At 68.0% G+C, this 21,704-nt stretch carries 16 protein-coding genes; 8 read left to right on the top strand and 8 right to left on the bottom strand.

Annotation, left to right across the window (positions count from 1 at the left end):
- The first annotated feature begins 50 nt into the window (after positions 1-50).
- The 3 genes from QP045_RS07750 (at position 51) to rpoZ (ending at position 5,004) form a co-directional block, all read left to right on the top strand.
- Positions 51-950, top strand: a complete 900-nt coding sequence (locus QP045_RS07750; RefSeq protein WP_422514397.1) for an ABC transporter ATP-binding protein — start codon at positions 51-53, stop codon at positions 948-950.
- Between the two features lie 13 nt (positions 951-963).
- Positions 964-4,545 carry an ABC transporter permease/M1 family aminopeptidase gene (locus QP045_RS07745; RefSeq protein WP_422514396.1) on the top strand — a complete coding sequence of 1,194 codons (3,582 nt, stop codon included), beginning with the start codon at positions 964-966 and terminating at the stop codon, positions 4,543-4,545.
- A gap of 114 nt (positions 4,546-4,659) precedes the next feature.
- Entirely contained in the window at positions 4,660-5,004 is a 345-nt protein-coding gene (gene rpoZ, locus QP045_RS07740; protein WP_422514395.1) for a DNA-directed RNA polymerase subunit omega, read from the top strand.
- A gap of 245 nt (positions 5,005-5,249) precedes the next feature.
- Here rpoZ and QP045_RS07735 read toward each other — a convergent pair whose 3' ends face one another.
- The 5 genes from QP045_RS07735 to QP045_RS07715 all read right to left on the bottom strand — a co-directional run bounded on the left by QP045_RS07735 (position 5,250) and on the right by QP045_RS07715 (position 9,005).
- Positions 5,250-6,602: an ammonium transporter gene (locus QP045_RS07735; protein ID WP_422514394.1), complete on the bottom strand. Its 1,353-nt coding sequence runs from the start codon at positions 6,600-6,602 to the stop codon at positions 5,250-5,252.
- Positions 6,603-6,616: 14 nt separating this feature from the next.
- Positions 6,617-6,955 carry a P-II family nitrogen regulator gene (locus QP045_RS07730; protein ID WP_422514393.1) on the bottom strand — a complete coding sequence of 113 codons (339 nt, stop codon included), beginning with the start codon at positions 6,953-6,955 and terminating at the stop codon, positions 6,617-6,619.
- A 146-nt stretch (positions 6,956-7,101) separates the two neighbouring features.
- Positions 7,102-7,305, bottom strand: a complete 204-nt coding sequence (locus tag QP045_RS07725; RefSeq protein ID WP_422514392.1) for a DUF2007 domain-containing protein — start codon at positions 7,303-7,305, stop codon at positions 7,102-7,104.
- Positions 7,306-7,333: 28 nt separating this feature from the next.
- Positions 7,334-8,758, bottom strand: a complete 1,425-nt coding sequence (gene tldD, locus QP045_RS07720) for a metalloprotease TldD (protein WP_422514391.1) — start codon at positions 8,756-8,758, stop codon at positions 7,334-7,336.
- Between the two features lie 19 nt (positions 8,759-8,777).
- Positions 8,778-9,005 carry a zinc-finger domain-containing protein gene (locus QP045_RS07715; protein WP_422514390.1) on the bottom strand — a complete coding sequence of 76 codons (228 nt, stop codon included), beginning with the start codon at positions 9,003-9,005 and terminating at the stop codon, positions 8,778-8,780.
- A 114-nt stretch (positions 9,006-9,119) separates the two neighbouring features.
- Here QP045_RS07715 and QP045_RS07710 point away from each other — a divergent pair, with 114 nt between their 5' ends.
- From QP045_RS07710 to QP045_RS07690, 5 genes are all read left to right on the top strand, one after another.
- Entirely contained in the window at positions 9,120-10,043 is a 924-nt protein-coding gene (locus QP045_RS07710; RefSeq protein ID WP_422514389.1) for an ABC transporter ATP-binding protein, read from the top strand.
- Positions 10,044-10,110: 67 nt separating this feature from the next.
- A complete protein-coding gene (nadB, locus tag QP045_RS07705) occupies positions 10,111-11,703 on the top strand; it encodes an L-aspartate oxidase (protein ID WP_422514388.1) in 1,593 nt (530 codons plus the stop codon).
- A 152-nt stretch (positions 11,704-11,855) separates the two neighbouring features.
- Entirely contained in the window at positions 11,856-12,968 is a 1,113-nt protein-coding gene (locus QP045_RS07700; RefSeq protein ID WP_422514387.1) for a serine hydrolase, read from the top strand.
- A 110-nt stretch (positions 12,969-13,078) separates the two neighbouring features.
- Positions 13,079-15,850, top strand: coding sequence for a DNA polymerase I (polA, locus tag QP045_RS07695; protein WP_422514386.1), 2,772 nt, complete (start codon positions 13,079-13,081; stop codon positions 15,848-15,850).
- 138 nt (positions 15,851-15,988) lie between these two features.
- Positions 15,989-17,521: a lipopolysaccharide biosynthesis protein gene (locus QP045_RS07690; RefSeq protein ID WP_422514385.1), complete on the top strand. Its 1,533-nt coding sequence runs from the start codon at positions 15,989-15,991 to the stop codon at positions 17,519-17,521.
- A gap of 99 nt (positions 17,522-17,620) precedes the next feature.
- Here QP045_RS07690 and purH read toward each other — a convergent pair whose 3' ends face one another.
- From purH to rpe, 3 genes are read right to left on the bottom strand one after another with little or no spacing between them, the layout of a single operon-like run.
- Positions 17,621-19,207: a bifunctional phosphoribosylaminoimidazolecarboxamide formyltransferase/IMP cyclohydrolase gene (gene purH / locus QP045_RS07685; protein WP_422514384.1), complete on the bottom strand. Its 1,587-nt coding sequence runs from the start codon at positions 19,205-19,207 to the stop codon at positions 17,621-17,623.
- A 56-nt stretch (positions 19,208-19,263) separates the two neighbouring features.
- On the bottom strand, positions 19,264-21,012 hold the full coding sequence (locus QP045_RS07680; RefSeq protein WP_422514383.1) for a heparinase II/III family protein: 1,749 nt from the start codon (positions 21,010-21,012) through the stop codon (positions 19,264-19,266).
- Entirely contained in the window at positions 21,009-21,671 is a 663-nt protein-coding gene (gene rpe, locus QP045_RS07675; protein WP_422514382.1) for a ribulose-phosphate 3-epimerase, read from the bottom strand. The genes QP045_RS07680 and rpe overlap by 4 nt, the downstream gene beginning before the upstream one ends.
- Positions 21,672-21,704: the final 33 nt, after the last annotated feature.

Here is a 21,704-nt window from a genome sequence, read left to right as displayed (position 1 = left end):
ATGTAGCACACCGCGCTAGCATTCCGCCCTTGGGTGGGAGGAATACCGAAATGCTTGAGCTTCGGAACGTGAGCCATGTCTATGGCAACGGAACGCGTGCGCTGGACGACGTGACGCTGTCGATCCCGAACGGCATGTTCGGGCTGCTGGGGCCGAACGGCGCGGGCAAGTCGACGCTGATGCGCACCGTCGCCACGCTGCAGACGCCGACCAGCGGCAGCATCACGTTCGGCGACATCGACGTGATCGCGGATCCGGAGCGGCTGCGCGAGACCCTGGGCTATCTGCCGCAGGACTTCGGCGTCTATCCGCGCGTCTCCGCCTACGACATGCTGGATCATATGGCGGTGCTGAAGGGCGTGGCCTCTGCCGCGGATCGCAAGGTCACGGTCGAGACGCTGCTCAACCAGGTCAACCTGTGGAACGTGCGCAAGAAGGCGATCGCCGGCTTTTCCGGCGGCATGCGCCAGCGCTTTGGCATCGCCCAGGCGCTGATCGGCAACCCCCGGCTGATCATCGTCGACGAGCCGACCGCCGGTCTCGACCCCGAGGAGCGCAACCGCTTCCTCAACCTGCTGGCGGAAATCGGCGAGAATGTCGTCGTGATCCTGTCGACCCATATCGTCGAGGACGTGGCCGACCTGTGCCCGCGCATGGCGGTGCTCGCCGCCGGCAAGATCCGGCTGGAAGGGGCGCCGCTGGACCTGATCGAGCGGGCGCGCGGCACCGTATGGGCCAAGGAAATCCGCCGCGACGAGCTTCCCGACGTGCGCGAGCGCTACGAGCTGATCTCCACCCGCCTGTTTGCCGGGCGCACCATCGTCCACATCCTGTCCGAGGTCGATCCGGGCGACGGGTTCGAGCCGGTCCGCGGCGGGCTTGAGGACGTGTATTTCGCGACCCTCGCCCGGACGCGCCGCCCTGCCGACACCGCCGCCGTCGCGGCCTGAGGGGAGGACGCGCATGTTCCGCAAGATCGCGGGGTTCGAACTCCGCTACCAGTTCGGCAGCCCGGTATTCTGGGTCGTGTCGGCGCTCTTCTTCCTGCTGACGTTCGGCGCAACCACGAGCCAGAACATCCAGATCGGGTCGGGCGGCAACGTCCACGTCAACAGCCCGTTCGCCATCCTGCAGATCCACATCGTCTTCTCGCTGTTCTTCATGTTCGTCACGACCGCCTTCGTCGCGAACGTGGTGGTGCGCGACGATGAGTCCGGCTTTGGCCCGATGGTGCGCACGACGCGCGTCACCCGGTTCCAGTATCTGATGGGGCGGTTCGCCGGCGCCTTCCTGGCCGCCGCGATCGCCTTTCTCGCGATACCGCTGGCGATCTGGGTCGGATCGCTGATGCCCTGGATCGATCCCGAACGGCTCGGGCCGACGCTGCCCGCCGCCTTTGTCTGGGCCTATTTCGTCATCGCACTGCCCAACTTGCTGCTGACGGCGGCGATCTTTTTCGCGGTGGCGACCATCACCCGGTCGATGGTCGGCAGCTATGTCGGCGTGATCGTGTTCCTGGTCCTCTATGCCGTGATGAGCACGGTAATCGGGCGCCAGCCCGAATGGCGCGGTGTCGCGGCCTATGTGGAGCCGTTCGGCGCGGCCGCGATACAAAACTCGACCCGCTATTTCACCGCTGCCGAACGCAATCTGATCCTGCCGCCGCTGGACGGGGCGCTGCTCGCCAACCGGCTGATCTGGCTGGCAGTCGCGGTAGCCGCACTCGCCTTTGCGCTGTGGCGTTTCCGCTTTGCCGAGCGCGGCATCTCCAAGCGCAAGCTGCGCAAGCAGGCGCGGCAGGAGCAGAAGCTCGGCCAGACCGCGCCGCGGCTGGTCGAACGGCTGCCCGCGCCCCAGCCCGAGGGGGCAAGCTGGTCGCGCCTGTGGAGCCGTTGCCGGTTCGAGATGGCGCAGGTGTTCCGCAGCCCGGCGTTCCTGGTGCTGCTGATCATGGGCTTGTTCAACACCGTCGGCGCGCTGCTCTTTTCCGGCGAGATCTATGGCACGCCCGCGCGCCCGGTCACCTTTGCGCTGATCGAGACGCTGAACGGCGGCTTCGGCCTGATCCCGATCATCATCGCCATCTATTATGCCGGTGAGCTGGTCTGGCGGGATCGCGACCGCAAGATCCACGAGATCATCGACGCGACCCCGCTTCCCAACTGGGCCTATATGGTGCCCAAGGCGCTGGCGGTGTCGGGGGTGCTGTTCGTCACCCTGGTGATTGCGGCGATCGCGGCGATCCTGGTGCAACTGGGCCGCGGCGGCGGCGAAGTGTCGCTTGCCGAATATTGGAACTGGTATCTGCTTCCCCAGACGGTGGACATGGTGCTGCTCGCGATCCTGGCGGTGTTCGTCCAGGCGATCAGCCCCAACAAATATATCGGCTGGGCGATCATGGTCGTCTACATCGTCGCCACGCTGACGCTCACCAACCTGGGCTTCGAGCATCCGCTCTACCTCTATGGCAGCGGGCCCACCCCGCGGCTTTCCGACATGAACGGGGACCAGATCGGTGGTGCCGCGGCGTGGTGGCTGCGGCTCTACTGGGGCGCAGCGGCGGTGGTGCTGGCGACGCTGGCGCACCTGCTGTGGCGGCGCGGGACCGAGACCCGGCTGATGCCGCGGCTGCGGCGGGTGCCCGCGCGCTTGCGCGGTACCCCAGGCGCCATCATCGCGGCCGCCCTGGTCGTGTTCGTCGGCACGGGTGCGTTCGTCTTCTACAACACCAACGTTCTCAACGAGTACCGCACGCGGGACTCGAACGAACAGCGCATGGCGGATTTCGAGAAGAAGTACCTGCGCTACGAAAATGTCGTGCAGCCTTCGATCACCGACGTGAAGCTGGCGATCGACCTGCGACCCTCCGAACGGCGGATGACGGCGGAGGGCGTCTATCGCTTCGTGAACGACACCGCTCAGCCGATCGAAACGCTGCACGTCCGCCTGACCCCGGAGACCAAGCTGACCTCGGTCACGGTGCCGGGCGCCAAGCTCGTCAGCAACGACACGGATTTCCAGTACCGGCTCTACCGTTTCGACCGACCGCTGGCGCCCGGGGCCACCGGGACGATGCAGTTCCGGTCGGAACGTTCGCAGCAGGGCTTCCGCGCAAGCGGGGACGACACCCGGCTGGTCGCCAACGGCACCTTCCTCAACAATTCCGAGTTCGCGCCGCAGCTGGGCATGAACCGACAGGGACTGCTGACCGATCGAGTCACGCGGCGGCGCTATGGCCTGCCGTCGGAGCTTCGCATGGCGAAGCTGGAGGACGTCTCCGCCCGCCAGCGCAACTATATCGGAAACGTGCCCTGGGTGAATTCGGACATTACCGTCACCACCGACGCGACCCAGGTACCGATCGCGCCCGGCAGCCGCGTGTCCGACAAGACCGAGGGCGGGCGGCGGACCGCGCGCTTCGTCTCGACGGCGCCGATCCTGGCGTTCTTCTCGGTCCAGTCGGCCGATTATGCGGTGCGCAGGGACCGCCAGGGGCCGGTAGAGCTGGAGGTCTATTACCAGCCGAACCACGGTTTCAACGTCGACCGGATGCTCCAGGCGATGAAGCAGTCGCTGGACTATTACGACAAGGCGTTCGGGCCCTATCAGTTCAACTATGCCCGCATCATCGAATTCCCGGGCTATGACAGCTTTGCCCAGGCGTTCGCGGGAACGGTGCCCTATTCGGAGAAGATCGGCTTCCTTGCGGACACCCGCAATCCCGACGAGATCGACTATGTGAGCTATGTCACCGCGCATGAGCTGGGGCATCAATATTGGGCGCACCAGCTGATCAGCGCGGACCAGCAGGGCGGCACGGTCCTGGTCGAGACCCTGGCGCAATATTCGGCGCTAATGGTGATGAAGCACGTCTACGGCGAGGATAAGATCCGCCGCTTCCTGAAGTACGAGCTCGACAATTACCTGCAGTCGCGCGGCGGCGAGGCGATCGAGGAACTGCCGCTCGATCGCGTCGAGAACCAGGGGTACATCCATTACCGCAAGGGTGCGGTGGTGATGTACCTGCTGCAGGATCGCCTGGGCGAGGAGCGGGTGAACGCGATGCTGCGCGGGCTGCTCGACCGCTACCGCTTCAAGGGGGCGCCCTATGCCAATGCCATGGAGCTGGTCGACGGCTTCCGCGGGCTGGCCCAGACCCCGGGCGAACGGCAGCTGGTGGACGACCTGTTCGATCGCATCACCCTCTATGACCTGAAGGTGAAGACCGCGCAGACCCGCAAGCTCCCCGGCGGCCAGTACGAGACCGTGCTGACGATCGAAGGCGGCAAGGCCTATGCCGACGGCCGCGGCAGCGAGAAGCCGGCGGCTCTGGACGACCAGATTGACGTGGGGCTGTTCACCGCGCGGCCGGGGCTGGGATCGTTCGATCGCACCAACGTGCTGATGATGGAGCGGCGGCCGATCCGCAGCGGCACCCAGCAGCTGCGGCTGGTGACGGCGGCGAAGCCGGCGTTCGCCGGGGTCGATCCGTACAACAAGTACATCGACCGCAACAGCGACGACAACGTCGTCCAAGTCGACTAAGGCGGATCCGCCGGGGTTCGCCCCGGCGGAAATGTCCCGAAAGATTGACATTTGCCGGGGTTTGGGATAGGCGCCACGCCTTTCCTGCCCCGTGCATTATTTGAGGAAGCGTTCATGGCGCGCGTCACCGTCGAGGATTGTGTCGACAAGATCCCCAACCGGTTCGACCTGGTGCTGATGGCAGCCCAGCGTGCGCGCCAGATTTCCGGCGGCGCCGAGCTGACGCTCGATCGCGACCGCGACAAGAACCCGGTGGTCGCGCTGCGCGAGATCGCCGAGGAGACCGTCCGTCCGGATCACCTCAAGGAAGCGGTCATCACCGGCATGCAGAAGGTGCAGATCGACGACGAGGAAGCACCGGACGAGATCGGTTCGCTCGCAGCATCGGCCGAGGCGCTGCGCCTCACCGCCGCAGCCCCGCCGCGCAACCAGAATGTCGGCGGCGACTACGAGGGCTGAGCCCTCCACGCGCTGAAGACCGAAGAGGGGCGGCTCCGCTGGAGCCGCCCTTTCTTTTTGTGCGCGCTACATTGGGCTGGAGGATGTTCGAGCGACGCGCGGCCTGCAGCGGCGCACCTGTGGCCGGCGTGTGGTGCCGAGCACCGGGGTACTGGCCATAAAAATAGGCCGGTACGTTTCCGTACCGGCCTCAGGTCGTCCGCAGGAGGAACGTCGGTGGCGGCGGGCCTGTGCCCGCCGCGATCTCAGTAGTTGTAGGCCCGCTCGCCATGCTCCCCGAGGTCGAGGCCCTCGAGCTCGACTTCCGGGGTGACCCGGCCGCCGGTCACGGCCTTGGCGATGAAGAAGGCGATGGCGGTGCCGATCGATGCCCAGAGGATGGTGACGACCACCGCGAGCAGCTGCACGCCGAGCTTTTCGCCCATCGCATAGTCGGCAGCACCGGGGCCGCCGAGCGAGGGGGCGTAGACGATGGCGGTGCCGATCGCGCCGACCATGCCGCCGACGCCGTGGATGCCGAAGGCGTCCAGTGAGTCGTCATAGCCGAGCCTGGGCTTGAGGACGGTCACGGCGAAGTAGCAGATGACCGAGGCGACGGCGCCGAGCACGATGGCGCCGAACGGGCCGGAATTGCCCGCTGCAGGCGTCACCGCGACCAGGCCGGCGATGATGCCCGAGCAGAAGCCCAGTGCCGATCCCTTGTGGCCCGACACCCGCTCCGCGAGCATCCAGAACAGGCCGGCGGAGGCGGTGGCGACAAAGGTGTTGATCATCGCCAGCGCGGCCGAGCTGTTGGCTTCCAGCGCCGAGCCGGCGTTGAAGCCGAACCAGCCCACCCACAGCAGGCCCGTGCCGACCATGGTCAGCGTTAGGCTGTGCGGTGCCATGCGCTCGGTCGGATAGCCGATGCGCTTGCCGATCAGCAGCGCCAGCACCAGAGCCGAGACGCCGGCGTTGATGTGCACCACGGTGCCGCCCGCGAAATCGAGTGCGCCCAGTTCGAAGAACCAGCCGCCGGCCGCCCACACCATGTGCGCGATCGGGAAATAGACGATGGTGAGCCACACCAGCGCGAACAGCATGACGGCCGAGAACTTGATCCGCTCGACCACCGCGCCCAGCACCAGCGCGATCGTGATCGCCGCAAAGGTCATCTGGAAGCTGATGAAGACATATTCGGGGATCTCGACCCCCGCGGTGAAGGTCGCGGCTTGCGAGGCGGGGGTGACACCCGCCAGGAACGCCTTGCCCAGGCCGGCGATATATTTGGTCGGCAGCGCGCCGTCCGGGCCGAACGCGAGGCTGTAGCCGTACATCACCCAAATCAGCATGGCGAAGCAGGCGACGGCGCCGATCTGCGTCATCACCGACAGCATGTTCTTCGTGCGGGCAAGGCCGCCGTAGAACAGGGCGAGGCCCGGCAGAATCATCGCCAGCACCAGCACGGTCGCCATCATCATCCAGGCGGTGTCGCCCTTGTCGACGGTGGCGGCGGGTGCGGCGGCAGGTGCCTGCAGGGCGGCGTCCTGCGCCCAGGCGGGCAACGCCGCGAAAACAGTCGTGCCCGCGGCAATCGCGAGCCTGGTCGGAAGCTTCATGATGTCCCCCTTCATCACAGCGCGGTCTCATCGGTTTCGCCGGTGCGGATGCGCACGGCCTGGCCCACGTCGAGCACGAAGATCTTGCCGTCGCCGATCGCGCCGGTGTTGGCAGATGCCTGCACCGCCTCGATCACGCGCGGCGCCATGTCGGATGCGCACACGATCTCGATCTTGATCTTGGGCACCATGTTGGTGCTGTACTCGGCGCCCCGATAGATTTCGGTCTGGCCCTTCTGCCTGCCGAAGCCCTTGACCTCGGTGACGGTCATTCCCGCCACGCCGATTTCGGTCAGTGCCTCGCGCACGTCATCCAGCTTGAACGGCTTGATGATGGCGATCACGAGTTTCATGCCGCGCCCCCCTTCGCAATGGTCCCTGAAAGAACCTAGCAAGGCGCGTGCCAGTTACCCGCAGCGCCTGGAAAGAAGGCAGCGCAGGTGATAAAGTCGTTACGGGGTCGTCAGGAAAGATGCCGCTTTAAGCAGCTGCCTAAAAATCAGGCAGCTTCTTCCGCGATCCTGCGGGCTGCCTCGACATCGTCTTCGTCGACCATGACGCGGGTCGGGATCAGCAGCCAGCTGCCATCGGCGATACTCGCCTCACCGTCGAAGGCGATGGCAGGGATGCCTTCGCTCTCCAGGCGGCCGACGAGGATCTGCGCCTCGATCCGCGCGAAGCGGCCGAGTTCGACAAGAGCCATCAGGCGTGGGCCGTGAGGCCAAGGGCCATCAAGCGGCGGTGCCGCCGACCGTCAGGCCCTCGACCAGCAGGGTCGGCTGGCCGACTCCGGCGGGGACGCTCTGGCCGCCCTTGCCGCACATGCCGACGCCCTCGTCGAGCGCGAAGTCGTTGCCGATGCCGGTCACCTTGGTGAGCACGGTCGGGCCGTCGCCGATCAGGGTCGCGCCCTTGATCGGGGCGCCGAGCTTGCCGTTCTCGATCCGATAGGCCTCGGTGCAGGAAAACACGAACTTGCCCGAGACGATGTCGACCTGGCCGCCGCCGAACGACTTGGCGAAGATGCCCTTCTTCACGCGCGACAGCAGCTCGGCCGGATCGTCGTTCCCGCCGCGCATAAATGTGTTGGTCATGCGGGGCATGGGGGCGTGGGCGAAGCTCTCGCGCCGGCCGTTGCCGGTCGGGGCGACGCCCATCAGCCGCGCGTTCAGGCGATCATGGATATAGCCCTTGAGGATGCCGTCCTCGATCAGGATGTTCTCCTGCGTGGGCGTCCCCTCGTCATCGATCGACAGCGATCCGCGACGGTTGGCGATGGAGCCGTCATCGACCACGGTCACGCCGGGGGCGGCGACGCGCTCCCCGATGCGACCGGAAAAGGCGCTGGTGCCCTTGCGGTTGAAGTCGCCTTCCAGGCCGTGGCCGATCGCCTCGTGCAGCAGCACGCCGGGCCAGCCCGGCCCGAGCAGGACCGTCATCTCACCGGCGGGCGCGTCGACCGCGTCGAGGTTGACGAGTGCCTGGGCCAGCGCGGTGTCGATCGCGCGGTTCCAGGTCTCGGGCTCGAACAGGTCGTCGTAGAGATAGCGGCCGCCGATGCCGAAGCTGCCAGTCTCGCGCCGGCCGTCCTGTTCGACCACCAGCGAGACGTTGAGGCGCACCAGCGGGCGCACGTCGGTGGCAATGAAGCCGTCGGGACGGACGATCTCGACCACGCTCCACGATCCGCTGAGGCTGACGCTGGCCTGCACGACGCGGGGATCGCGCGCGCGCGCCGCCGCATCGATCGTCTGGCACAGGTTCACCTTGTCGGCGAAGGGGACGAGGTCGAGGGGGTCGGCTGCGGTATAGAGATGGCGGTTGTTGCCCCGCGGCGGCGGCGCCTTGGCACCCTTGGCGGGATCGATCAGCGCCATGGTCTCGCCCGCGCGCAGGATCGCGTCTTCGCTGATCTCGTTCGCATGGGCAAAGGCGGTCGTCTCGCCCGACACCGCGCGCAGGCCGAAACCGGAGGCGGTGTCGTAGCTCGCGGTCTTCAGCCGCCCGTCGTCGAAGCCGAACGCCTCCGACCGGCGATATTGCAGGTAGAGCTCCCCGTCATCGGCCTGCGCGAGCGTGCGCGCGGCAAGGCGGGAGGCAGCGGCGGGTTCAAAGCCGTCGCGGTACAGGAAGGCGCGGGGATCGGAGGCGGTCATGTCCTCCGATATAGGGACGTCAGAGGCTGGCGCCAGACGGGATGTCGGGCAGCGTCGCCGGGTCGACACCGTCGGCCGGGCCGCCGACCAGCACGAAACGGCGGTCGCAATAGCCGCAATCGACATAGCCATGCTCGTCGATCTGCAGCCACACGCGCGGATGGCCGAGTGCCGGAGCGATCTCCCCGGCGCCATCGCAGGCGACGCGGGGAGTGGTGACGCGGATGAGTTCAGCGGGCGGAATCATGCATGTGCGATAGCAAGGCGGCCGGCGGTCGACAATGCTGCAGCGCGCGTAAGGGCGCGTCCTTTCGCACGGCGGGGATTGGCGTTGGCCGCGGCTGCGCCTATCCGCAGGGCCATGACCCAGGCCGCGATCCGCATCCGAGACCTTTGCAAGACCTATGAGGGCGGCAAGCGCGCGCTCGACGGCGTCACCTTCGATGTGCCGCGCGGGCAGATCTTTGGCCTGCTCGGCCCCAATGGCGCGGGCAAGTCGACGCTGATCAACACGCTGGCGGGCCTGGTCCGCAAGTCCAGCGGCACGGCCGAGATCTGGGGCTTCGACATCGACGAGCATCCGCGCAATTCCAAGGCGTCGATCGGCATCGTGAACCAGGAGATCACCTTCGATCCCTTTTTCACGCCGTCCGAGACGCTGGAGAACCAGGCCGGCCTCTATGGCATCCCCAAGGCGAAGCGCCGGACGATGGAGCTGCTGCGCGCGGTGCACCTGGAGGACAAGGCCAACGCCTATGCCCGCAGCCTGTCGGGCGGGATGAAGCGGCGGCTGATGGTGGCCAAGGCGATGGTCCATTCGCCGCCGGTGCTGGTGCTCGACGAGCCGACCGCGGGCGTCGACATCGAGCTTCGCCAGCAGCTGTGGGCCTATGTCCGCCAGCTCAACGACGCCGGGGTGACGGTGGTGCTGACCACCCATTACCTGGAGGAGGCGGAGGAGCTGTGCGACCGCATCGCCATCATCAACAACGGCCGGCTGATCGCCAATGAGCCGACCCGCGCGCTGGTGGGGATGGCGCAGGACAAGCTGGTCGAGGTGACGGTCGACCGCGACATCACGGCGCTGCCGAGCGCGAGCTGCTTCAGCAAGGTCGAGCACAAGGGCGATCGGGTGATGGCGATCACCTATCGCAAGGACGTGGCCAATGCGGGCGAGGTGCTCGCAGCCGTCACGCGCGACGGCTATGGCATCGTCGACGTTTCCACCAAGGAAGCCGACCTCGAGGACGTGTTCCTGAACCTGACGCGCGCCGCCAACGGGTGAGCACGACGGCCGCCAGCGAACCGCGCCACGCACCCGGCGCGCGCACGGCTTCCTCGGGAGTATCTGCATGACCGACCCGCACAGCAGCGATGTCCTGATCATCGGATCGGGGGCGGCCGGCCTCAGCGCCGCGCTGAACCTGGCGCAGCGCTTCCGGGTCACGGTGCTGGCCAAGGGACAGCTCGACGACGGCTCCACAGCCTGGGCGCAGGGCGGGATCGCGGCCGTGCTGGAGCCGGGCGACACGTTCGAGAACCACATCGAGGACACGATGGTGGCGGGCGCGGGCCTCAACGATCGCGCCACGGTGGAGTTCGTCGTCGGCAATGCACCGGCCGCGATCGAGCGGCTGGCGGCGCTGGGCGTGCCGTTCAACGTGGGCGACGGCGACGGGCGCTGGCACCTGACCCGCGAGGGCGGTCATTCGCACCGGCGCATCGTCCATGTCGACGACGCCACCGGCCGCGCGGTGCAGGAAGCGCTGATCGCGGCCGCGCAGGCGCATCCCAACATCACGCTGGTGCCCGACATGGTCGCGGTCGACCTCGCCACCGGCCGGCACGAGCTGCGCTATTCGGGCGCGGGCCGGGTTTGGGGTGCCTATGCGCTGGAACGCGCGACCGGGCGGGTGGCGCTGTTCACGGCGCGCGCGACGATCCTGGCGACCGGTGGCGCGGGGCGGACCTATCTCTTCTCAACCGCGCCCGGCGGCGCGACCGGGGACGGCATCGCCATGGCGTGGCGGGCCGGGTGCCGTGTCTCCAACATGGAGATGATGCAGTTCCACCCGACCTGCCTCTACAATCTGGAGGTCAAGAACTTCCTGATTACCGAGGCGGTGCGCGGCGAGGGCGGGCACCTGCTGAACCCGCGGACCGGCCACCGCTTCATGCCCGACCTCGATCCGCGCGCGGAGCTTGCCCCGCGCGACGTGGTAGCACGCGCGATCGATGCCGAGATCAAGCGCTTCGGCCTCGACTATGTCCACCTGGACATCAGCCACATGCCGCCCGAATTCGTGCGCGGGCATTTTCCCAACATCCACGACAAGCTGCTGGGCCTGGGCATCGACATGACGCGCCAGCCGATCCCGGTGGTGCCGGCCCAGCATTATACCTGCGGGGGCATCGTCGTGGACCTGGACGGTCGCACCGACCTGCCGGGCCTGTACGCGGCCGGAGAATGCACCGAATCCGGTCTGCACGGCGCCAATCGGCTCGCGTCCAACTCGCTCCTCGAGTGCTTCGTGTTCGGCGAGGCGGCGGCCCAGCACATCACCGCCCATTGGGACGAGCTGCCCCCGCCGCCGCCGATCCGCCCGTGGGACGAAAGCCGCGTGGCCGATTCCGACGAGGAAGTCGTCATCAAGCAAAACTGGACCGAGATCCGCCGGTTCATGTGGAACTATGTCGGCATCGTCCGCACGACCAAGCGGCTCGAGCGCGCGCAGCACCGGATCGCGATGCTGACCGAGGAAGTGAACGACTATTACGGCCATTTCCGGGTGACGCCGGACCTGATCGAGCTGCGCAACCTGCTGCAGTCGGCAGAGCTGATCGTGCGGTGCGCGCTCCATCGCAAGGAAAGCCGGGGCCTGCATTACACGCTCGACTATCCCGCGGCGCTTCCGGAAGCCGTCGACACGGTGCTGATGCCCTGAGCCCCCTGGAAATCCTTGGAATCCCGGGCATTCGGAGGGGTTTCACGGTTCGTCGCTGCAAAACCGTCGTTCGCCGCAACGTCTACCCGGTGTACTTGCCGGTCCGCCTGTTGTGACAGCATGGTTTCGGCCTTCGAGGGGCCAAGAATAACGTGACGTACGGAGAGCATTTTACCGCCACCCAGCGTGCGTTGATCCTGTTGGGATCTGCGCCCTTTGTGCTGATGGGCTGCGCGGTACATGACGTCCGGCAGGAGCCGGCGTCGCTGCTGCCGCCGCCGACCGCCTCCTCCACCTATCGCGTCGCGGTGCCCGTGCCGCCACCGCCGCCCCCGCTTCCGCAGGCGCCGGCGGGGCTGAACCGGGCGATCACGACGCTGCTCGCCAATTTCAACGGCACCGCCTCTGCCGCCGTCATCAGCATCGATCAGGGCTGGACCGCCGCCTATAACGGCAGCCGCCCGATGCCGCAGCAGAGCGTCAGCAAGCTGTGGGTGTCGATGGCGGCGCTCGACCTGATCGACCAGGGCAAGCTGACGCTCGACGATCCGGTCGTCGTGCGGCGGGAGGACCTGACGCTGTTTCATCAGCCGATCGCGACGCTGGTGAAGGGCGATGGCTATCGCACGACGGTGCGCGAACTGATGCGCCGCGCGCTCACCATGAGCGACAATACCGCCAACGACCGGCTGCTGAACTATATCGGCGGACCCGAGGCGGTGCGGTCGTTCCTGACCCGGCGCGGCATCCAGAATATCCGCTTCGGCCCGGGCGAGCGGCTGCTCCAGAGCAAGACTGCAGGGCTGACCTGGCGCCAGGAATATTCGCTGGGCGGCGGCTTCAACCAGGCGCGCAGTGCCTTGCCCCCGAGCGTGCGTCTGGCTGCGTTCAACGCCTATGTCGCCGATCCGCCCGACGGCGCCGGCGCCACCGCCATTGCCGAGGCGCTGATGCGGCTGAAGCAGGGCAGGCTGCTGACGCCCACTTCCACCCGCCATATGCTGGACACGATGGCGGCGTCGCGGACCGGCCGGGCGCGACTGCGCGCGGCGCTGCCGCCGGGCTGGACGCTGGCGCACAAGACCGGCACCGGCCAGGACCTGATGTCGCGGAACGCCGGCTTCAACGATGTCGGCATCCTGACCGCCCCCGACGGGCGCAGCTATGCGGTGGCAGTGCTGATCGGCGACACGACGGCACCGATGCGCACCCGTCAGGAGCTGATCCAGCAGGTCGTCCAGGCGCTGATCACCTACCGCAACTGAGGCGGCCGGGCGGTCGCGCCCGGGTAGCGCGGGTTCGGCTGGTCGAAGTCCGCGGGCGGGGCCTAACCCGCCCCTCGTAACCGGCCGGCGGCGCTGCTATCTCCGCCCCCATGCCCCATCTCTATCTCGTCGACGGCTCCGGCTACATCTTCCGCGCCTATCACCGGCTGCCGCCGCTCACCAACAAGCATGGCGAGCCCGTGGGCGCCGTCTATGGCTACACCACCATGCTGTGGAAGCTGGTCGACGACCTCAACAAGGCGGAGGGGCCGACGCACATGGCGGTGATCCTCGACAAGTCGTCGACCACCTTCCGCAACGAGTTGTACGACCAGTACAAGGCGCACCGGCCGCCGCCGCCTGAGGACCTGAAGCCGCAGTTCCCGATGATCCGCGACGCCACCCGCGCCTTCTCGCTGCCGTGCATCGAGGAGGAGGGCTGGGAGGCCGACGACCTGATCGCCAGCTATGCCAAGGCGGCGCTGGCGCAGGGCTGGCAGGTGACGATCGTGTCGTCCGACAAGGACCTGATGCAGCTGATCGAGGACGGCAGCCTCGACATGCTCGACACGATGAACAACCGCCGGCTGAGCACCGAGCATGTGATCGAGAAGTTCGGCGTGCCCCCCAGCCAGCTCGGCGAGGTGCTCGCGCTGATGGGCGACAGCGTCGACAATGTGCCGGGCGTGCCGGGTATCGGCCCCAAGCGCGCGGCCGAGCTGATCAACGAATATGGCGACGTCGAATCGGTGCTGGCCGCGGCCGACACGATGAAGAAGTCGAAGATGCGCGAGAACCTGATCGAGCATGCCGAGGCGGCGCGCATGTCGCGCAAGCTGGTGACGCTCGCCTGCGACGTGCCGCTGCCCGAGCCGCTCGACGGGCTGGAGCTGCAGGGCATCCCGGACGCGCCGCTGCGCGCGTTCCTGGAACATCATGGCTTTCGCACGCTCCTCAACCGGCTGTCGGCGGTGGCCGATCCGCCTGCCGAGGCGCCGGTCGCACCCGTCGACGACGACGCGGACGCGCCGTGCAACCACGACGGCTATGAGACGGTGGTCGACGAGGCCGCGCTCGATCGCTGGATCGAGAATGCACGCCACCAGGGTTGGGTCGCCGTCGACACCGAGACGACGGGCCTCGACGCGACCCGCGCGGAGCTGGTGGGCGTGAGTCTGGCGTTGCAGCCGAACCTCGCCTGCTACATCCCGCTGGGTCACGGCGGCCACGACCTGCTGGCCGAGGTGCCGGTGCAGCTCGATCGCGGGGTGGCACTCGCCAAGCTCAAGCCGCTGCTGGAGGACCCGGCCGTCCTCAAGATCGGCCATAATCTGAAATACGACATGATCGTGCTGTCGCGCTGTGGCGAGGGCGGCATCCGGGTGGCGCCCTATGACGACACCATCGTCATGAGCTTTGACCTGGATGCGGGCCGCCACGGCCATGGCATGGACGAGCTGGCGGCCACCCACCTGTCGCACAGCTGCATCGCGTACAAGGAGGTGGTCGGCACCGGCAAGAACCAGCGCGGCTTTCACGAAATCGACCTAAAGACCGCGACCCGCTACGCCGCCGAGGACGCAGACGTGACCCTGCGGCTGTGGCGGCGGTTCAAGCCGCGACTGCCGTATGAATCGGTCACGCGCGTTTATGAGATGGTGGACCGGCCGCTGGTGCAGGTGCTCGCCGACATGGAGTGCCGCGGCGTCAAGGTGGACGCGGGCGCGCTCGCGCGGCTGTCGGAGGAGTTCTCCGGACAGATCGCGGGGCTGGAGACCGAGATTCATGCGCTCGCCGGAGGGCCGTTCACCATCGGCAGCCCGAAGCAGCTGGGCGACGTGCTGTTCGACCGGCTTGGCCTGAAGGGCGGGCGCAAGGGCAAGTCGGGTGTCTATTCGACCGACGTCACCGAGATGGAGCGGCTGTCGGCCGACAAGGACCAGCCGCAGGGGGCGGAGATCGCCGCCAAGGTGCTCGACTGGCGCCAGCTGACCAAGCTCAAGAACACCTATACCGATGCGCTGCAGGCCCAGATCAATCCCGCGACGGGCCGCGTCCACACCAGCTACAGCCTGACCGGCGCCCAGACCGGTCGGCTCTCGTCGACCGATCCCAACCTGCAGAACATCCCGATCCGCACCGAAGTCGGGCGGCAGATTCGCGACGCGTTCGTGGCGGAGCCGGGCAACGTCATTCTCGCCGCCGACTATTCGCAGATCGAGCTGCGGCTGGCGGCGCACATCGCCGACGTGCCGCAGCTGCGCGAAGCCTTTGCGCGCGGCGACGACATCCATTCGCTCACCGCCACCGAGCTGTTCGGGGAGGTCAACCGCGATACCCGTGCGCGCGCCAAGACGATCAACTTCGCGATCCTCTACGGCATCTCGCGCTGGGGGCTCGCCGGCCGCCTGGACGTGTCTGCGGACGAGGCCCAGGGCATGATCGACCGCTATTTCGAGCGCTTCCCCGGCATCAACCGCTATATCGCGGAGACGCTGGAGGGGGTGAAGGAGCGCGGCTTCACGACGACGCTGTTCGGCCGCAAGACGCACTTCCCGCGGATCAAGTCCAAGAACCAGGCCGAGCGTGCAGGCTCCGAACGCGCCGCGATCAACGCGCCGATCCAGGGCACGAGTGCCGACATCATCAAGCGCGCGATGGTGCGGATGGAGCCGGCCCTGGCAGAGGCGGGGCTGCCCAACGTCCGCATGTTGATGCAGGTGCATGACGAACTGGTGTTCGAACTGCCCGAAGCGGATGCGGATGCGGCCCGGGTGGTGATCGAACGCGTGATGGGGACCGCGGCCGAGCCTGCGGTGACGCTGACGGTGCCCCTGGCGGTCGAAATCGGCGTCGGCCCCAGCTGGGGAGCGGCGCACTAACCGGGCGGCTGCAGCCGGCCTCCCTCCCCCGGGAAAGGGGGGCGGCCGGCATGTCATACCGTCACATGAAAGCCGCAGCCGTCGCGCATTCTGCAACAAGGGCTTATACGTACCGCCGGTCTCGCTTAAGGGGCGCGGATGAACCGCGCAGACGGCCCGACGAATAGTTCCTCCAGCGGCGATATCGCCGCGCTTGCAAAGGGGGGCCGAACCAATGTGTTCGGCTTTGTCCTGCGGTTGCTCGCGCGGCTTCCGTTCCTGTTCATCGCCGGCCGCATCTATGGCCCGGATACGGTGGGCCGGTTCGCGCTTGCCGTGCTGGTGGTCGAACTGGCGGCGCTGTTCGCGACGCTGGGACTCAAGCGCGGTCTTGCGCAGGCATTGTCCTCCACCGATCGGCCGCACGCCCATGTCGTGTGGGACGCGATGATGGTCGCGTTCGTCGCCTCGATGGTGGCGAGCGCGCTTCTCTACCTCTTCCCGCAGGTCATGTACCCCAACAGCGACATCGTTGGTTTCGACCGGCTGTTGCCGCTGATCGTGTTCGCGATCGCCTGGTCGGACGTGAGCCTGGCCGCGCTCGCCTATCGGCTGAACGTCAAGGCAGCGGTCACGGCGCGGGCCGTGGTGGAGCCGTGGACGATCTCGATCGCCGCCTGGGCGCTGTCCTATTACTCGACCCGCGACGGCTTGATCCTGTCCTATGTGCTGTCGATGGCAGCGGCGCTGATCGCCTCGCTGATCCCGTTCCTGCGCAGCTATGGCCTGCCGCACGGCTGGTCGCCGCACCTGCGGCCGATGCTGGCGCTGGCGCGGCGCAACATGCCGCTTGCAGGCGCCGATGCGCTGGAATGGGGATCGCGCAACGTCGACCGCTTCATCCTGGGCGTGCTGTTCCCGCCGGCGGTGGTCGGCATCTATTACATGGCGCAGCAGGTCGCCTCGCTGCCGCAGAAGCTCAAGACCAGCTTCGATCCCGTACTGGGTCCGGTTATCACCAAGAGCCTGGCCGAAGGGAACAAGGCGGCCGTCGCCCGCCAAGTCATGCAGGTCGGCTTCTGGATCATGGCTGCGCAGGCTGCGCTGGCGCTGGCAGGATCGATCCCGGCCGAAGGCGTGATGGGCATCGTTGGTCCGCAGTTCGTCAGCGGGGCGGGGGCGCTCTCGTTCCTGCTGGTGGCGGAGGTCCTCGCCTCGACCGGGGCGGTGTCGGAAGCCGCGCTCGTCTATGTCGCGCGCCATCGCAACCTGATGCTGTCGGGCGCCCTGCTGACGTTCCAGGTGCTGCTGAGTTTCGCGCTCGTCTTCCTGATGCGCGCGCTCGGCTATCCCCCGGAATGGCAGGCGGCGGGTCCGGCTGTTGCCCTGGCAGTGTCGGTCGGCTGCGGATCCTGGCTGAAGTCGCGGCTGCTTTCGCGCATCCTGGGCTATCCGGTGGCGGAGATCCGCAAGCCGTTCCTGGGCGCGATCGCTGCCGGTTGTGCCGTGGGTTCGGTCATCATGATGCTGCCGCCGTCGCTGGAGTGGGCGGAGATGATCTTTGGCGTCCCCGCGATCCTGATCGCCTATGGCTTTGTGCTGTGGCGCTGGGCGTTCCGGCCCTCTGACCGAGCGCTGTTCCGCAAGGCGCCGGCGACCCCCAGCTTCCCCACGGAAAAGCACAAGGTCTAGCCCGACTGCGCCGCTGGGTCGGCGCGGCGGGGGAGCGACGAACAAAAAAAAGGGGCGCCCCGCGACGCCCCTTTTCGATTGTAGCGATGGCGCCGCCGATCAGTGGCGGAAGTGGCGCATGCCCGTGAAGACCATCGCGAGGCCGGCCTCGTCGGCGGCGGCGATCACTTCTGCGTCGCGGATCGACCCGCCCGGCTGGATCACGGCGGTGGCGCCCGCCTCGACCGCGGCAAGCAGGCCGTCGGCGAAGGGGAAGAAGGCGTCGGAGGCGACGGCCGAGCCGATCGTGCGGGGTTCGGCCCAGCCAGCCTTTTCGGCGGCGTCCTTCGCCTTCCACGCGGCGATGCGTGCGGATTCGAGGCGGTTCATCTGGCCCGCGCCGATGCCGGCGGTGCTGCCGCCCTTGGCATAGACGATCGCGTTCGACTTGACGTGCTTGGCCACCGTCCAGGCGAAGCGGCAGTCGGCGAGCTCCTGCTCGGTCGGGGCGCGCTTGGTCACGACCTTGAGCTCTTGCGCCGAGAGCAGGCCATTGTCGCGCGACTGGACCAGCAGGCCGCCGGCGATCGACTTGATGGCAAGGCCGGTGCGCGCGGGATCGGGCAGTTCGCCGGTCACGATCAGGCGCAGGTTCTTCTTGGCAGCGAAGATCGCGCGCGCTTCTTCGTCAGCGTCAGGCGCGCACACCACTTCGGTGAAGATGCCGCTGATCGCGCGCGCGGTCTCGCCGTCGAGCGGGCGGTTGAGCGCGATGATGCCGCCGAACGCGGAGACGCTGTCGCAGGCGAGAGCCGCCTGATAGGCCTCCAGCAGCGTGTCGCCGGTGGCGACGCCGCAGGGGTTGGCGTGCTTGACGATGACGACGGTCGGCGGGCCGTCGCGGAACTCGGAGACGAGCTCAAGCGCGGCGTCGGCGTCGTTGTAGTTGTTGTAGCTGAGCGCCTTGCCCTGGAGCTGCTGGCCCTGGGCGATGCCGCGGGTGGTGCCGGTGTTCGGCAGGTACAGCGCAGCGGACTGGTGCGGGTTCTCGCCATAGCGCAGCATGTCCGCACGGGTGAAGGCGAGCGGCAGCGTCTGCGGCAGGGTCTCGCCCTGGTCGACGCTGGCGAACCAGCCGGCGATCGCCGAATCATAGGCGGCGGTTGCGGCATAGGCCTTCGCAGCGAAGCGGCGCCGCGTCTCGAGCCGCGTGGCGCCGGCGTTGGTGTCGAGTTCCTCGACCAGTGCGGCATAATCGGCGGGATCGGTGACGATCGCGACATGGGCGTGGTTCTTGGCAGCGGAGCGCACCATCGAGGGGCCGCCGATGTCGATGTTCTCGATGATCTCGTCGCGGTCGGCGCCCTTGGCGACCGTCTGGGCGAAGGGATAGAGGTTGACCACCACCAGGTCGATCGCGCCGATGCCGTGCTCGGTCATCGAGGCGACATGCTCCGGGTTGTCGCGGACGGCGAGGAGGCCGCCGTGCACCACCGGGTGCAGCGTCTTCACGCGGCCGTCCATCATCTCGGGAAAGCCGGTGAGGTCGGAGATGTCGCGGACGGGCAGGCCCGCCTCGCGGATCGCCTTGGCGGTGCCGCCGGTGGAGACCAGTTCCACGCCGTGGCGGTCGAGCGCCCGGGCGAGGTCGAGGATGCCGCTCTTGTCCGAAACGGAGAGCAGCGCGCGCGTGACGGTGACGTTCATGCGCGGCTCCTTCGACCCGTTTGGCCGGGGAGGCAAGGGGGTGCGCGGCCTTGCGGCTAGCGCGCGCGGTGGAAGCGCCAGCCGATGCCGGCGCCGCCGGGAGGCGCCATGCCGGTGAGCACCAGCTGCCGCGTGGCGTGCGGGCGGCCTTCGCCGTCGATCCACAGGCTTTCCTCGACCGCGAGCGCGGCGCCGCGGCAGCGGAACTGCCAGACGGCGCGTCCGTCGGCGAGGCGAAGGAAGGCGGCGAGGCCGTCTGCGGTCGGGGCGACCTCCACCCCGTGCCCGAGGTGGAAGCGGATCGCGAAACCGACGTCGCCCTGCTTGCCGCCGCCGCCGCGCGCGGACGCGGGGAGCAGCGTGTCCTCTCCCACCATGTCGCGGCCGTCGGTGGAGAGCGTGATCATGCGGCGGTGGATCAGCCCCAGGCGGCGAACATAGCCGTCGTGGCTCGCTTCGATCCGGCTGAGCTCGTCGGTCTCCTGACGGCTGAGCTCGACCTCCGTCACGCCCTTGCCGAGCGCGCCGTCGGCGTGGATCGCGGTGGAGTTGGAATCGCCCAGGACGAGGGTCGAATGGGCGGCGGTGGTGCGCAGCGCCGGAGCAAGGCTGGGCGGAAGCGTCAGGACCGCGCCGTTGGCACCGCCGCAGTTGACGACGATGCGCTGCCCGCCGTCCGAAAGCTCGAAGGCGAGGGTGGAGGCGCAGCCGCCGGTCGCCTGGCGATTGGCCGGCGGCGGTGCGGCGTCTACCACCACCACCGTCTTGCCCGCGGAGAGCCGCTGATAGCCCCATTCGCGCGCCTGGCGCAGCGGGCGGGTCCGCACGCCGGTTGCCTCGACGATCTGTTCGATGCGCTCGCCCGGGATCGGCGCGGACCCCTGCCAGCTGCCGAGCCCGCCGTCGGAGTGGCACACGCCCAGCAGCGCCGCGACCAGCCGGGTCAGCGTCTCGCCGAGTATCTCGGGTGCTTCCATCCGCCGCGCGGCATAGGTCTCGCGCAGCATGGTGAGCAGCTGGATCAGGTCGAGCTGATCGGCGGGCGAGCGGCCGAGGGTACCGCCGTCCTCGAACACCGCGGCTGCGAGCGCGCGGGCGAAGTGCGCCTCGCCGAACACGCGGCGCGGCTCCCCGCCGGGAATCATCAGGCCGGCCGCGATCACGCCCGACCAGGCGGCGACTCGCGGCACGCCGGCCGCGACCTTCGCGGCGCTGCTGTCGAGGTGGCGGGCGCCGCGGGCAAGCGCGTGCAGCACCTTGGAGCGATAGACGAGGTCCGTGCTCGACAGGATCAGCGGCGCGTGGGCGGTCCAGAACAGCAGGCGCCGGCCCCAGATATCGGCACGCCAGGCAGGGTCGGAGACCCTGGTCTCGTGCGCGGCGAGCCAGTGGCGCATGATCGCCTCCGCGATCGGCGCGGCGGTCGCGCGGGTCGCGACGCTCGACAGGTCCCGAAGCCAGGCGAAGCTGTGGAGATATTCCGCAAAGGGCGCGGAAAAGGTCGGGCGCGCGAGGGACAGTGCGTTGATCGGCACCGCCTCCCCGCGGAACAGCAGCACGCCGTCGAGCAGCGCCTCGCCGCGTTCGATGTCGCCGAAGAAGGGGTCGTCCGCGACCGCGATCAGCTTCAGCGGATGCTTGCCGCGCAGGCGCAGCGCGTGGAAGGGCGTGCGCCACGCCAGCCTTTCGAGCCGCTCCGAAAGCCGCTCGGCCAGTGACAGGCCCTTGCCGCCGCTCTGGCGGATGAGCCGCTTGCCCGCCTCGATCCCGTCGGGTCCGGTCTCTTCGGGAAGTGGGTTCGTCACATGCCTCTCAATGCCCGGATATTGTCGGCATAGGCAGCGGGGCCGCCGGCGAAGGTGGCGGTGCCGGCGACCAGCACGTTCGCGCCGGCGGCAACCGCCTGCGGCGCCGTCGTCCGGTCGATGCCGCCGTCCACTTCCAGGTCGATGTCGCGGCCGGTCGCGTCGATGCGCTGGCGCAGGGCTGCGATCTTGGCGAGCTGGCTCGATAGGAACTTCTGCCCGCCGAAGCCGGGGTTGACGCTCATCACCATGATCAGGTCGACCAGGTCGAGGACCGGGTCGACGGACTCCACCGGCGTCGCCGGGTTGAGCACGACGCCCGCGCGCTTGCCCAGCGCCTTGATCGCCTGGAGCGAGCGGTGGAGATGGGGTCCCGCCTCGGGATGAACCGAGATGATGTCCGCCCCGGCCTCGGCAAAGGGCTGGAGCAGCGGATCGGCGGGCGCGATCATCAGGTGCACGTCGAACGGCTTGGCGCTGTGCTGGCGCAGCGCCTTCACCACCATCGGCCCGATCGTCAGGTTGGGCACGAAATGCCCGTCCATCACGTCGACGTGGATCCAGTCGGCGCCAGCCGCGTCGATCGCGCGCACCTCTTCGCCCAGCCGTGCGAAATCGGCGGAAAGGATGGACGGGGCGATGCGAACGGGTCTGGTCATGATTGCCAGACCTCTAGCATGGCAGACCCCGCC

This window comes from Sphingomonas sp. 3-13AW, assembly GCF_049311085.1.
Classification (GTDB): domain Bacteria; phylum Pseudomonadota; class Alphaproteobacteria; order Sphingomonadales; family Sphingomonadaceae; genus Sphingomonas.
Note: the sequence above shows the minus strand (reverse complement) of the source record. Positions and strands in the feature narration are given on the sequence as shown.

What these genes read in the sequence shown, in the direction of transcription:
- rpe (WP_422514382.1), bottom strand. Translation starts at nt 21,671, where the DNA reads ATGACCAGACCCGTTCGCATCGCCCCGTCCATCCTTTCCGCCGATTTC.
- QP045_RS07710 (WP_422514389.1), top strand. Translation starts at nt 9,120, where the DNA reads ATGACCCAGGCCGCGATCCGCATCCGAGACCTTTGCAAGACCTATGAG.
- purH (WP_422514384.1), bottom strand. Translation starts at nt 19,207, where the DNA reads ATGAACGTCACCGTCACGCGCGCGCTGCTCTCCGTTTCGGACAAGAGC.
- QP045_RS07735 (WP_422514394.1), bottom strand. Translation starts at nt 6,602, where the DNA reads ATGAAGCTTCCGACCAGGCTCGCGATTGCCGCGGGCACGACTGTTTTC.
- tldD (WP_422514391.1), bottom strand. Translation starts at nt 8,758, where the DNA reads ATGACCGCCTCCGATCCCCGCGCCTTCCTGTACCGCGACGGCTTTGAA.
- QP045_RS07730 (WP_422514393.1), bottom strand. Translation starts at nt 6,955, where the DNA reads ATGAAACTCGTGATCGCCATCATCAAGCCGTTCAAGCTGGATGACGTG.
- QP045_RS07750 (WP_422514397.1), top strand. Translation starts at nt 51, where the DNA reads ATGCTTGAGCTTCGGAACGTGAGCCATGTCTATGGCAACGGAACGCGT.
- QP045_RS07690 (WP_422514385.1), top strand. Translation starts at nt 15,989, where the DNA reads ATGAACCGCGCAGACGGCCCGACGAATAGTTCCTCCAGCGGCGATATC.
- nadB (WP_422514388.1), top strand. Translation starts at nt 10,111, where the DNA reads ATGACCGACCCGCACAGCAGCGATGTCCTGATCATCGGATCGGGGGCG.
- QP045_RS07715 (WP_422514390.1), bottom strand. Translation starts at nt 9,005, where the DNA reads ATGATTCCGCCCGCTGAACTCATCCGCGTCACCACTCCCCGCGTCGCC.
- polA (WP_422514386.1), top strand. Translation starts at nt 13,079, where the DNA reads ATGCCCCATCTCTATCTCGTCGACGGCTCCGGCTACATCTTCCGCGCC.
- rpoZ (WP_422514395.1), top strand. Translation starts at nt 4,660, where the DNA reads ATGGCGCGCGTCACCGTCGAGGATTGTGTCGACAAGATCCCCAACCGG.
- QP045_RS07745 (WP_422514396.1), top strand. Translation starts at nt 964, where the DNA reads ATGTTCCGCAAGATCGCGGGGTTCGAACTCCGCTACCAGTTCGGCAGC.
- QP045_RS07725 (WP_422514392.1), bottom strand. Translation starts at nt 7,305, where the DNA reads ATGGCTCTTGTCGAACTCGGCCGCTTCGCGCGGATCGAGGCGCAGATC.